This is a genomic window from Pseudomonas sp. IB20 (assembly GCF_009707325.1).
Lineage (GTDB): Bacteria > Pseudomonadota > Gammaproteobacteria > Pseudomonadales > Pseudomonadaceae > Aquipseudomonas.
The window spans coordinates 406,699-418,682 of record NZ_CP046103.1; the positions used below are offsets into that span (position 1 = coordinate 406,699).

9 protein-coding genes and 1 pseudogene are annotated in these 11,984 nt (G+C 60.6%); 9 read left to right on the forward strand and 1 reads right to left on the reverse strand.

Translation table 11 applies throughout. The annotated features are described in order from the left end of the window. Nucleotides 1-315: 315 nt before the first annotated feature. Together rpmE and GJU48_RS01865 are read left to right on the forward strand one after the other, a co-directional pair. On the forward strand, nucleotides 316-549 hold the full coding sequence (rpmE, locus tag GJU48_RS01860) for a 50S ribosomal protein L31 (protein WP_094949297.1): 234 nt from the start codon (nucleotides 316-318) through the stop codon (nucleotides 547-549). 288 nt (nucleotides 550-837) lie between these two features. Beyond that, on the forward strand, nucleotides 838-2,106 hold the full coding sequence (locus GJU48_RS01865) for a malic enzyme-like NAD(P)-binding protein (protein WP_094949296.1): 1,269 nt from the start codon (nucleotides 838-840) through the stop codon (nucleotides 2,104-2,106). A 108-nt stretch (nucleotides 2,107-2,214) separates the two neighbouring features. On the opposite strand, the gene GJU48_RS01870 is transcribed toward GJU48_RS01865, so the two are convergent. Continuing rightward, nucleotides 2,215-4,677, reverse strand: coding sequence for a penicillin-binding protein 1A (locus tag GJU48_RS01870; RefSeq protein ID WP_371917645.1), 2,463 nt, complete (start codon nucleotides 4,675-4,677; stop codon nucleotides 2,215-2,217). A 219-nt stretch (nucleotides 4,678-4,896) separates the two neighbouring features. On the opposite strand from GJU48_RS01870, the gene pilM reads away from it, so the two are divergent. The 7 genes and pseudogenes from pilM to GJU48_RS01905 all read left to right on the forward strand — a co-directional run bounded on the left by pilM (nucleotide 4,897) and on the right by GJU48_RS01905 (nucleotide 11,788). Continuing rightward, complete coding sequence (gene pilM / locus GJU48_RS01875; protein ID WP_094949294.1) at nucleotides 4,897-5,553, forward strand: type IV pilus assembly protein PilM; 657 nt, start codon at nucleotides 4,897-4,899, stop codon at nucleotides 5,551-5,553. Beyond that, entirely contained in the window at nucleotides 5,550-6,101 is a 552-nt protein-coding gene (locus tag GJU48_RS01880) for a PilN domain-containing protein (RefSeq protein ID WP_094949293.1), read from the forward strand. The genes pilM and GJU48_RS01880 overlap by 4 nt, the downstream gene beginning before the upstream one ends. Beyond that, on the forward strand, nucleotides 6,098-7,069 hold the full coding sequence (locus tag GJU48_RS01885; RefSeq protein ID WP_094949292.1) for a pilus assembly protein PilP: 972 nt from the start codon (nucleotides 6,098-6,100) through the stop codon (nucleotides 7,067-7,069). The genes GJU48_RS01880 and GJU48_RS01885 overlap by 4 nt, the downstream gene beginning before the upstream one ends. Before the next feature lie 144 nt (nucleotides 7,070-7,213). Further along, nucleotides 7,214-8,467, forward strand: a pseudogene (locus tag GJU48_RS01890) (type IV pilus secretin PilQ); the annotation flags it as partial. Between the two features lie 4 nt (nucleotides 8,468-8,471). Then, complete coding sequence (aroK, locus tag GJU48_RS01895) at nucleotides 8,472-8,990, forward strand: shikimate kinase AroK (protein ID WP_071482666.1); 519 nt, start codon at nucleotides 8,472-8,474, stop codon at nucleotides 8,988-8,990. Between the two features lie 124 nt (nucleotides 8,991-9,114). Then, the gene (gene aroB, locus GJU48_RS01900; protein ID WP_094949290.1) at nucleotides 9,115-10,215 is read left to right on the forward strand and encodes a 3-dehydroquinate synthase; all 1,101 of its coding nucleotides are present in this window, start codon (nucleotides 9,115-9,117) and stop codon (nucleotides 10,213-10,215) included. A 10-nt stretch (nucleotides 10,216-10,225) separates the two neighbouring features. Continuing rightward, the gene (locus tag GJU48_RS01905) at nucleotides 10,226-11,788 is read left to right on the forward strand and encodes an AAA family ATPase (RefSeq protein WP_094949289.1); all 1,563 of its coding nucleotides are present in this window, start codon (nucleotides 10,226-10,228) and stop codon (nucleotides 11,786-11,788) included. The last annotated feature ends 196 nt before the right edge of the window (nucleotides 11,789-11,984 follow it).

Below are 11,984 nucleotides of genomic sequence, written 5' to 3' on the forward strand. Positions count from 1 at the left end.
GCCTAGCAGACCTGCGGTGGAGGTGTCCCGTCTCGGGTGTTGGAGGCAGCACTTCTGTGGGCGCCGGGCTTGCCCGCGCTAGCGGCGTATCAGTCGCCGGATTGGGTGCCTGACACGCCGCCATCGCGGGCAAGCCCGGCTCCCACAATGATCGTGGTGAGCCGGAAGTTTTCTGATGAAAGGGGCTTTTATGTGCGCAAACGACAGGCGCCGCCGCTTGCGCGTTTAAAAAGGTCTGGTAGAATCCGCGGCCTAATTACGTGCGGTATTCGACAATAGTGTCGTGTGGCGGCACGCTAGCCCGAGGAAGTCACCATGAAAGCCGATATCCATCCAGCGTACGAAACCATCGCAGTAACCTGCAGCTGCGGCAACAAGTTCGAAACGCGTTCGAACCTGTGCAAGCCACTGGGTACTGACGTATGCAACGAGTGCCACCCGTTCTACACCGGTAAGCAGAAAACTCTGGACACCGGCGGCCGTGTACAGCGCTTCGCAGATCGCTTTGGTGCTTTCGGCAAGAAGCCTGCTGCTACTCCAGCAGAGTAAGGCTCAAAAGCCCTTTGGGTTTTTGTCAGCTGTTGAAAAAGGCGTCCCTTGTGGACGCCTTTTTTGTGGCCGCGATTTGGCGAAGCGTTGCAAAATTGATTTTTGAATAAAAAATTGTAGACATTTTTTAAGGTGATTGTGAACAGTTAAGCCCTTGTATCCCGTGGCTCTTGGCCAAAAGTCGTAGCGCAGGGCCCTTGACACCTGTGACTGCCCAGTCTTGTAGGGACTTTGCGACACGCGTATCCTCGGCGGTCCGTCGACCAACAGTAAAAGCGGAATGCCGATATGTCTGATTTGAAAACTGCCGCTCTCGAATATCATGCCCATCCTCGTCCAGGAAAGCTGAGTGTAGAGCTCACCAAAGCCACTGCCACCGCCCGCGACCTGTCGCTGGCCTACAGCCCTGGCGTTGCCGAGCCCGTACGTGAAATCGCCCGCGACCCTGAACTGGCGTACAAGTACACCGGCAAAGGCAACCTGGTTGCAGTGATTTCCGATGGCACCGCGATTCTCGGCCTGGGCAACCTCGGCCCATTGGCATCCAAGCCAGTCATGGAAGGTAAGGGTGTGCTGTTCAAGCGCTTTGCCGGCATCGACGTTTTCGACATCGAAGTCGATTCCGAAAGCCCGCAGGCGTTCATCGACACGGTTAAGCGCATTTCCATCACCTTCGGTGGCATCAACCTGGAAGACATCAAGGCACCTGAGTGCTTCGAGATCGAAAAGGCCCTGATCGAGCAGTGCGACATTCCGGTATTCCACGATGACCAGCACGGTACCGCGATCGTTACTGCGGCCGGCATGATCAACGCCCTGGAAATCGCCGGCAAAACGCTGGCTGACGCGCAAATCGTCTGCCTGGGCGCCGGCGCGGCGGCCATCTCCTGCATGAAGTTGCTGGTGAGCATGGGCGCCCGGCTTGAAAACATCTTCATGGTCGACAGCAAGGGCGTTATTCAGTCCGAGCGTACCGACCTGAACCAGTACAAGGCGATGTTTGCCCACGCGACCGACAAGCGCACCCTGGCTGACGCCCTCAACGGTGCAGACGTGTTCGTTGGCCTGTCCGGCCCGAACCTGCTGGGCGCTGAAGGCCTCAAGTCCATGGCGGCCAACCCGATCGTGTTCGCTTGCTCCAACCCTGATCCGGAAATTGCCCCGGAACTGGCGCACGCCACCCGTGACGACGTGATCATGGCCACCGGCCGTTCGGACTACCCGAACCAGGTCAACAACGTACTGGGCTTCCCGTTCATCTTCCGTGGTGCCCTGGACGTTCGCGCCAAGCGCATCAACGAAGAGATGAAAGTGGCTGCCGCCAACGCCCTGCGTGAACTGGCCAAACTGCCGGTGCCTCAGGAAGTGTGCGACGCCTACGGTGGCATCAAGCTGGAATTCGGCCGTGAGTACATCATTCCCAAGCCAATGGATAAGCGCCTGATCACCCTGATCTCCGATGCCGTGGCCAAAGCCGCCATCGAGACCGGTGTGGCTACCCTGCCGTATCCGAAGCACTACCCGCTGCAAAGCGTGGATGATGTGTTCAACGGCTAAGCCGTTGTAGCGCACCAACAAAAAGCCCCGGCTCTCGCGAGTCGGGGCTTTTTTGTGGCGGTACCAAGCCAGCTCCTACATTGGAGCTGCGCTCAGCCGCAGATCGAGTTAGAAGAGATCGATCGGTGCCCCCTCGTCCGCCGGCAGCGGGCTGCCCGGTGCAACGCCATTGCCCAGCTCGTTGACCGACGGTGGCGTGTCTTCGCTTTTGAACAGCTCGAAGAACGCATTCGGCGTGCTCGGCGATGCCGCACGGCCGCTCACCGGGTCAATCCGCAGGCTGAGAATGCCTTCCGGCTCGGGCTGGGTGTGCAGCGGCTTGTCCTTCAAGGCCGCGCCCATGTAGCTCATCCAGATCGGCAGCGCGACGGTGCCACCAAACTCGCGGCGGCCCAGGCTTTCCGGTTGGTCGTAGCCGGTCCACACGGTGGTCACGTAGTCGCCGTTGTAGCCGGAGAACCAGGCGTCCTTGGATTCGTTAGTGGTACCGGTCTTGCCCGCGATATCCGCACGGCCCAGTGCCAGTGCGCGACGGCCGGTGCCTTTCTTGATCACGTCTTCCAGGATGCTGTTGAGGATATATGTGGTGCGACCATCCACGATCCGCTCAGCCACTGCCGGCGCTTGTGGCTCGGTGGGCGCAGCGGCGTTTGCCGCAGGCGCTGCGCCTGGGGTCGGTTCGATGGTGATTCCGCCGTTGCTCGGTGCCGCGAGGCCATCCGTCGCGGCCACGCCATTGACCACGTCACCCGGCACGCGTGGCGGGTTGGCGGTGAACAGGGTGTCGCCGTTACGGCTTTCGATCTTTTCTATCAGGTACGGCGTGATCTTGTAGCCGCCGTTGGCAAAGGTGCTCCAGCCCGTGGCGATTTCCATTGGCGTGAGGGTCGCGGTGCCGAGGGCCAGGGACAGGTTTGGCGGCAGGTCCGACTTGGCGAAGCCGAAGCGCGTCATGTAGTCGATGGTCTTGCCCACGCCCATCGCCTGCAGCAAGCGGATCGACACCAGGTTGCGCGACTTGTACAGCGCCTCGCGGATACGGATCGGGCCGAGGAAGGTGTTGGTGTCGTTCTTCGGGCGCCAGACCTTGTCCAGGTACTCGTCGACAAACACGATCGGCGCGTCGTTGACCAGGCTGGCGGCGGTGTAGCCGTTATCCAGCGCAGCGCTGTAGACGAACGGCTTGAAGCTCGAGCCCGGTTGGCGCTTGGCCTGGGTCGCGCGGTTGTAGTTGCTTTGCTCGAAGGCAAAACCGCCGACCAGGGCGCGGATCGCACCGTTCTGCGGGTCCAGGGACACCAGCGCGCCTTGCGCCACAGGTACTTGGCTGAACTTCAGGCTGTCGTCTTTCTGGCGTTGCACGCGGATCAAATCACCCACTTGCGCCACGTCAGACGGCTGCTTGGGCATCGGGCCCATGCTGTTGGTGTTCAGGAAGGGGCGTGCCCACTTCATGCTGTCCCACGAAACATGACCTTCGCCGGTGCGGGTCAGCACCTGCACGCCATCTTTATTCACTTGGGTGACGATGGCCGGCTCCAGGCCGCTGATTGGGCGCTGTTTGCCCAATTCTGTGGTCCAGGCGCTCAAGGTCTTGCCCGGCAGGCGCGATTCAGGGCCACGGTAGCCATGGCGTTGGTCGTAGGTGACTAAGCCTGCGTGTACCGAGTTATTGGCGATTTCCTGCAGGTCGCTCGGAATCGTTGTGGTCACGCGGAAGCCTTCAGTGTAGGCCTCGCTGCCATAGCGGCCGACCATCTCGGCCCGCGCCATTTCCGCGATGTAGGGTGCGTTCACTTCCGGCGTCGGCACGTGGTAGCTGGCGTTCAACGGCTCAGCCACGGCGCTTTCATAGGCGACCTGGTCGATCTTGCCCAGCTTGTACATGCGGCCCAGGATCCAGTCGCGGCGCTCTTTGCTGCGCGCCGGGTTGGCCAGTGGGTTGAAGCGTGAAGGGGCTTTAGGCAGGCCGGCAATCATCGCCATCTGCGCCAGGCTGGCGTCACGAATCGACTTGCCGTAGTAGACCTGGGACGCCGCTTCGATGCCGTAGGCGCGGTTACCCAGGTAGATCTTGTTCACGTACAGCTCAAGGATTTCATCTTTGGTCAGCTGACGTTCGATCTGCAGGGCCAACAGGATTTCAGTGGCCTTGCGCGAAAAGCTGCGCTCGCTGGTGAGGAAGAAGTTCTTCGCCACCTGCATGGTGATGGTGCTACCGCCGGATTGAATGTGTCCGCTTTTTACCAACTGAGTGGCCGCACGCACCAGGCTGCTGGGGTCGACGCCGTAGTGGTTGGCGAAATTATCATCTTCAGCCGAGAGCAGGGCATTGATGAAATTGGGCGGAATATCGGCGAAACGGATCGGTGTGCGGCGCATTTCGCCGAACTCCGCGATCAGTTTTTCGTCGCTGCTGTAGACCCGCAAAGGAATCTGCAACTGGATACTTCTGAGTGCCTCTACGGAGGGCAAACCCGGACTAAGGTAGAGGTAGGCCCCGCTGAGTACGAGCATCAGCCCGCAGACGATCGCGACAATGGAGTACCCGAAAAACTTCAGCAGACGAATCAAGGCTTTTGGATTTCCAGAGAAAAGAATGAGTTACGCGTCGGGGCATGCATAACAAACGATGGATCAACCCGAGCAGCAGAAAAAAGCGGGGAAAAACGCTGGGCATTAAAGCATTTTCGGCCTGGGGCGTCATTCGCACCACTCAAACAAGTCGACCGAATGCACGATGCCCCGCGCTAATCAGGCGGTATGACAGGCAAAGTTTTAGGGAGTTTTATGAGAAAGGGATTTTTCAGGCGAAAAGTCGACACCATGCTGGGCGTCGACATCAATGACACCGGCATCAAGCTGATTGAACTGGGCCGTTCAACCCGTGGCTATAGCGTTCATGGCTATGTCACACAGCGCTTGCCTGCCAATGCGGTGGTTGATGGCACGCTGCTGGACCTTGAGGCGATTGGGCGGGTACTGCAACAGGCGTTATCTGAGTTGCATACTTCGGCCAGGCAGGCGGCTGTGGCGGTGGCGGGCCCTTCGGTTATCACGCGGGTGATAGAAATGGCGGCAGGGCTCAGCGACGAGGAGATGGTCTGGAAGATCCAGATGGAGGCCGATCAATACATTCCTTACCCCTTGGACGACGTCGCCATCGATTTTCAGGTGCGCGGCCCTTTGGCTCACGACCCGGCCCGCGTCGAGGTGCTGCTGGCGGCGTGCCTCAAGCAGCAGGTCGAAGCCCGCGAAGCGGTTTTGGCCCTGGCCGGGCTGGTGACGCGGGTCGTGGATGTCGAAGGGTTTGCATTGGAGCGCGCTTGCAGTCAGGATTTCGCCAGCTTCATGCCGGGCCATCGAGTCGATGGCGCACAGTGGGCCGTGGATGCCCACGGGATGGGAATTGCTTGCGGGTTGGCCCTGAGGAGTTTCGCTGGATGACACGAATCAATCTTTTGCCTTGGCGCCAGGCGCTGGCGGAACGGCGGCGCAAATACTTCCTGATATTTTTGCTGGCGTTCGCTTGTGTGGCGCTCGCGGCGGTGTGGCTGGCGGATCAGGTGATCGACCAGGCAATTGACCGGCAAGCCGCGCGAAATAACCATTTGGGCAAGGAAGTCACCGTCGAGGATGCGCGTCTCAAGACCTTCGACAACCTTCAAGAACAAAGCCAGCAATTGGCGCAACGCATGAAGGTGGTGCAGGACCTGCACGAAGGCCGTTCGGCCAGCGCGCAGCTATTGGACCAGTTGGCGCGTGCGGTGCCCGATGGCGTGCACCTGCATGAGGTTGTCGCCAAGGGCGGCACGGTGAGTATCAGTGGCAGTGCCGAGTCCAGCCAGGATATCGCCCAGTTGATGCGCCGCTTGCAGGCCTCTGAAGGTGCCCACGCTACCCGGTTGCAGCATGTGCGTGCGCAGGGCGAGGGTGGCGGCAACGAATTCCAACTCATGGTGCGCCAGGGCGAATCCACCGAGGCCCAGCCTTGAGCCTGCCCAGGCTCGACTTCTCTACGCTCTCTCACAACGCTGCGAAATGGCCCTTACCCGGTAAGGCCCTGTTGGGCTGCGCGTTGGCGGGCCTGGTGGTGCTGGTGGGCGATGTTGTGTTGCTGGCCCCGGCCCGTGAGCGGCTGCAAGCGTTAGAGGCGCAGGAAGTAATCCTGCAACAGGCGCACGCGCAAAATGCCGGCAAGGTCGCGGGGTTTGAGGGGCTCACCCGTCAGGCTCAAGTGACGGAGGATCAGGTCGCCGGGCTTTTACGGCAGTTGCCCGGCGAATCCGACATGCCCGGCTTGTTGGAAGACATTGCCCGGCTGGCGGTTGCCAATGGCCTGGTGGTCGAGGACGTCACGGTATTGGATGAGCAGCCTCATCCGTTCTACATCGAGGAACCCGTGCAGGTCGGTGTGTTTGGCGCCTACCACGACCTGGCAATGTTTGTGAGCGGCTTGGGCGGGCTGCCGCGCATCGTCACCGCACATGATGTGGTGCTTCGGCCTGATGGGTCGTTGCTGCGCCTTGATCTGCTGGCCAAGAGTTATCGAAGCGCCTCAGGCCATGGCAAGCCTGCCCAGGCAGTCGAGCAGGGCGCGCGATTTGTCTACGCCGCCGCCTCCCTGCGTGATCCGTTCCAGCCGCTGGCCTTGCAAGTGGGCCACGTGTCAGGCCGGCCGGCGCGTGCGCCGGACCTCGCGCGCAAGCGTGGCGCCTTGGAAGGTCTGGCCATCGACCGGTTCGAAATGGTCGGCACGTTGTCCCGTGGCTTACAGACCTTTGTATTGCTGCGTGCGGCCTCGACGGTGCATCGCCTAGCAGTCGGCGATTACTTGGGGCCTCACCATGGCCGGGTCACAGCTATTCATGACAGTTACATCGAACTGGCCGAACTGTTCCCGGATGAACAGGGCGCATGGCTGGAGCGTTCGCGAACCCTCGTGTTAAACGTCAACTCATAACGGAATCAAACAATGAAAAGGACTTTCTCGTCCTTCGGTGTGGCGCTATGGATAGCGTTCACGGCACCGATGGCATCTGCTGTGCCCAATCGTGTGGATCTGATCCAGCTGCCGCCTCCCGGTCAGGCAGCTCTGGGCACTCCCTATGCCGGCGACAAGCTGAACCTTAACTTCCAGAACATCGATGTGCGTGTCGTATTGCAGCAGATTGCGGATGTCGCGGGGCTTAACTTGGTGGCCAGCGATGAGGTGCAGGGCTCGATCACCCTGCGGCTCAAAGAGGTGCCCTGGGATCAGGCGCTGGACCTGGTGCTGCAAAGCAAAGGCTTGGACAAGCGCGTGAAAGCCGGTGTGTTGCTGGTGGCGCCGGCCGAAGAGCTGGCGGCTCGCGAACTGCTGACACTGGAGGCAAGTAAACAGATGGCGGATTTGGCGCCGTTGCGCCGGGAGCTGTTGCAGGTCAATTACGCCAAGGCGGCGGACCTGGCCAAGTTGTTCCAGTCGGTGACGGGCCTGGAAGGCATCACCGATGAGCGCGGCTCAGTGGCGGTGGATGACCGCACCAATAACATCATCGCCTACCAGACCAGCGAGCGGCTCGAAGAGCTGCGGCGGATCGTGGCGCAGTTGGACATTCCAGTGCGCCAGGTGATGATTGAAGCGCGGATCGTCGAGGCCAATGTCGATTACGACAAAAGCCTGGGCGTGCGCTGGGGCGGCCGACTCAACCGTGGCAACTGGGGCGCGGGTGGTATCAGCAAGCCCTTGGGCGAAGGGGTTGAGCCGCCGGTAAACCCGCCCAGCTCACCGTTTGTCGACATGGGTTCGCTCACCGGTACGGCAGGCCTGGGCATCGCCTATATCACCGACAACCTGTTGCTGGACTTGGAGCTGACCGCCATGGAGAAAACCGGCAACGGTGAAATCGTCTCACAGCCCAAGGTGGTCACCTCCGACAAGGAAACCGCGCGCATCCTCAAGGGCACCGAAATCCCCTACCAGGAATCCAGCGGCCGGGGTGCAACGTCAGTGTCCTTCAAGGAGGCTTCGCTGTCGCTGGAGGTCACCCCGCAAATTACCCCTGACGGCTGGGTGTTCATGGAGGTCAAGGTCACCAAGGATGAGCCCGATTACCTGAATAAGCTCAATGACGTGCCGCCGATCAAGAAAAACGAAGTTAATGCCAAGGTATTGGTCAAGGATGGCGAGACCATCGTCATCGGCGGGGTTTTCTCCAATACCCAAAGCAAAGTGGTAGATAAAGTGCCATTTTTGGGCGATGTGCCGTATCTTGGCCGCCTTTTCCGGCGCGATGTGGTTGCGCAAAGAAAATCCGAGCTGCTGGTATTCCTGACTCCGCGTATTATGAATAACCAGGCGATTGCTGTGAGTCGTTGATTCTGTGCGAAATTTGATTCTTGTAGGACCGATGGGGGCTGGTAAAAGCACCATCGGCCGTTTGCTGGCCAAAGAGCTGCGCCTGCCATTCAAAGATTCCGACAAGGAAATTGAATTGCGCACGGGCGCCAATATCCCATGGATCTTCGATAAGGAAGGTGAACTGGGCTTTCGCGACCGCGAGCAGGCGATGATTGCCGAGCTGTGCGGCTGCGATGGCGTGGTATTGGCCACCGGCGGCGGCGCGGTCATGCGCGATGAAAACCGTCGGGCGCTGCATGCCGGTGGTCGCGTGGTTTATCTGCATGCGTCGGTCGAGCAGCAAGTGGGCCGTACCGCCCGTGATCGCAATCGCCCGCTGTTGCGTACCGCCGACCCAGCCAAGACCTTGCGGGATTTGCTGGCGCTGCGCGATCCGCTCTATCGGGAAATCGCCGATCTGGTGGTGGAAACCGATGAGCGGCCACCACGAATGGTGGTTCTCGACATTCTTGAGCGCTTGCAGCAGTTGCCACCCCGTTAAAGCCAGACCCGAAATGCGCTATTCTCGGCGGCGCGCTATCAGCCTTAGGGGTGTGGCGCAGAGCCATCAGGCGACGTCAGATCCGAGCGTTGCCGATCGTACATACATCTTCACGCGGGGACACATGCAGACACTTAAGGTCGATCTAGGCGAGCGCAGCTACCCAATCCATATTGGCGAAGGTTTGTTGGACCTGCCCGAGTTGCTCGCACCGCATATTGCCGGGCGGCAAGTGGCGATCATCTCCAACGAAACGGTCGCGCCGCTGTATCTTGAGCGTCTGAGCCGCAGCCTTGCGGCGTACTCGGTGATTTCGGTGATCTTGCCGGATGGCGAGGCCCACAAAAACTGGGAAACCCTGCAACTGATCTTTGATGGCCTACTGACCGCGCGTCATGACCGGCGTACCACCGTGGTTGCCCTGGGCGGCGGTGTGATCGGCGACATGGCCGGCTTTGCGGCGGCCTGTTACCAGCGCGGTGTGGACTTTATCCAGGTGCCGACCACCTTGTTGTCCCAGGTCGATTCGTCGGTGGGCGGCAAAACCGGCATCAACCACCCGCTGGGCAAGAACATGGTCGGCGCGTTCTATCAGCCCCAAGCTGTGCTGATCGACACCGCCACCCTCAACACCCTGCCGCCGCGCGAGCTGTCGGCGGGCCTGGCGGAAGTCATCAAGTACGGGCTGATCTGCGACGAGCCGTTTCTGACCTGGCTTGAAGAACAAATGGACGCCCTGCGCGCTCTGGACCAGGTTGCACTCACCGAAGCGATTTCCCGCTCCTGCGCCGCCAAGGCGCTGGTGGTGAATGCCGACGAGCGGGAGTCCGGCGTACGCGCCACCCTGAACCTTGGCCACACCTTCGGCCATGCGATCGAAACGCACATGGGCTATGGTGTGTGGTTGCATGGGGAAGCCGTAGCGGCTGGCACAGTGATGGCGTTGGAGATGTCGCAACGGCTGGGCTGGATCAGCGCCCAGGAACGTGATCGTGGCATTCGCCTGTTCCAGCGCGCCGGTTTGCCGGTCGTTCCACCTACCGAGATGACCGAGGCGGATTTCCTCGAACATATGGCAATCGACAAGAAAGTGATCGACGGTCGCCTGCGACTGGTACTGCTGCGCCGCATGGGCGAAGCGGTAGTGACCGACGATTATCCGAAAGAGATTTTACAGGCCACGCTGGGAGCGGATTACCGCGCCCTGGCCCAGCTTAAAGGTTAATAAGATCCCGATGACTAGTTTGCATGCCGACGAGGCGTTCCTCGGCCATTACCAGCTAAGCCACGACCCCTTTGCTCCACGGGTGCCGGGCTTCAAATTTTTCCCTGCCCAGCGCAAGCCGGTGCTTGGCCAACTGCACCATTTGGCGCGCTACAGCCAATTGCTGCTGGTAGTCACTGGCCCGTTGGGCAGCGGCAAGACCCTGCTGCGCCAGGCGCTGGTCGCCAGCACCAACAAGCAATCGGTACAGAGCGTGGTGGTGTCGGCCCGTGGCGCCGGTGATGCGGCGGGCGTGTTGCGCCAAGTGGCCCAAGCGCTGAACGTGGCCACGGCCGAGCCGAACGCGATTCTCAAGCAAGTGGTGCAACTGGGCCTGACCGGCCAGGAAGTCTACCTGCTGGTGGACGACGCCGAGCAGCTCGACGAATCCGCTCTGGAAGCCCTGCTGGCGCTGGCCGCGGGCACGCCTGAAGGCCGCCCGCACGTGTTCCTCTTTGGCGAATCGTCGTTGATCGCTGATCTGGAGCAGATCAGTGGCGACCAGGAGCTGTTTCACGTTATCGAATTGCAGCCGTACGAAGAGGAAGAGACCCGCGAATACCTGGCTCAACGCCTCGAAGGCGCCGGGGCCGGTATCGAACTTTTCTCCGCTGCGCAGATCTCTGATATTCACGAAAGCTCCGACGGCTGGCCTGGCACCATCAACCAGGTTGCCCGGGATGCCTTGATCGAAGCCATGATTGCAAGCCGCTCTGCGGTTAAGCGTCCAAAGATGGGGTTTACTATGCCTAAGAAGCACGTATTGGCTATTTCCGCCGTTGTCGTGGTCGCTGTCGCCGCCGCCTGGTTGATCCCAGGTCGCAGCAAGGCACCCGCCACCGCCGGCGCGCCAACCGAACAGGCGCAGTTGCCACTGGGCAAGCCCACGCCAAATGTCGAATTCGCCAACTCCGGCCAACCGACCAACCTGCCGATGGTGGGCCAGCCGGTGATGCGCGGCCCGCTCGCCGAAGAAGCCGGTGGTATCTCCGAAGGCGACGACGGTGTGCCGGTGGAAGGCTCCAGTGCCACGCCACCGACCGTGACCACTACCGCGCCGCCTGCAGGCGTACCAGCCGGCCCGGCAGCCACGCCAGCGGCCAAGCCGACCCCGGCACCGACCGTCGCCACCGCCAAACCGGCTCCGGTTGCCAAGCCTGTCGCACCGGCACCAGCCGCCAAGCCGGCACCGGCTGCCAAGCCTGCTGAAAAACCAGCAGCCACTGTCGCCAAGGCAGGCGCCGCCGGCAGCAGCTGGTACACCAGCCAGCCGACCGGCAACTTCGTGGTGCAGATCCTCGGCACCAGCTCCGAAGCCAATGCCCAGGCGTTCGTGAAAGAGCAGGGCGGCGAGTACCGTTATTTCAAGAAAGTGCTCAACGGCAAGCCTCTCTACGTGATCACTTACGGCAACTTCTCCAGCCGTGCAGCAGCTGAATCCGCTATCAAGGCCTTGCCAGCGAAGGTTCAGGCTGGTAAACCTTGGCCTCGCACTGTTGCCAGCGTTCAACAAGAACTCGCAACAACTCGCTGAAGATTCGGCGGCCTTACCCAGGCCGCCCTCTCGGCACCTCAAAAAAAAACGACAAAGCGTGCAGCCCTGAAGGCCGCGCGCTTTGTGGTGTCTGCACACGTCACTTTTGAGTCGTAGCGGTCAGAATTAAAAAAGTTTGACTAGCACAGCATATCGCTTTAAACCTTTCATAAATGCGACATAGATTTGCGACATT

Bases quoted from the DNA above. Each gene is read 5' to 3' on its own strand.
- rpmE (WP_094949297.1), top strand. From the start codon at position 316: ATGAAAGCCGATATCCATCCAGCGTACGAAACCATCGCAGTAACCTGC.
- GJU48_RS01865 (WP_094949296.1), top strand. From the start codon at position 838: ATGTCTGATTTGAAAACTGCCGCTCTCGAATATCATGCCCATCCTCGT.
- pilM (WP_094949294.1), top strand. From the start codon at position 4,897: ATGAGAAAGGGATTTTTCAGGCGAAAAGTCGACACCATGCTGGGCGTC.
- GJU48_RS01880 (WP_094949293.1), top strand. From the start codon at position 5,550: ATGACACGAATCAATCTTTTGCCTTGGCGCCAGGCGCTGGCGGAACGG.
- aroB (WP_094949290.1), top strand. From the start codon at position 9,115: ATGCAGACACTTAAGGTCGATCTAGGCGAGCGCAGCTACCCAATCCAT.
- GJU48_RS01905 (WP_094949289.1), top strand. From the start codon at position 10,226: ATGACTAGTTTGCATGCCGACGAGGCGTTCCTCGGCCATTACCAGCTA.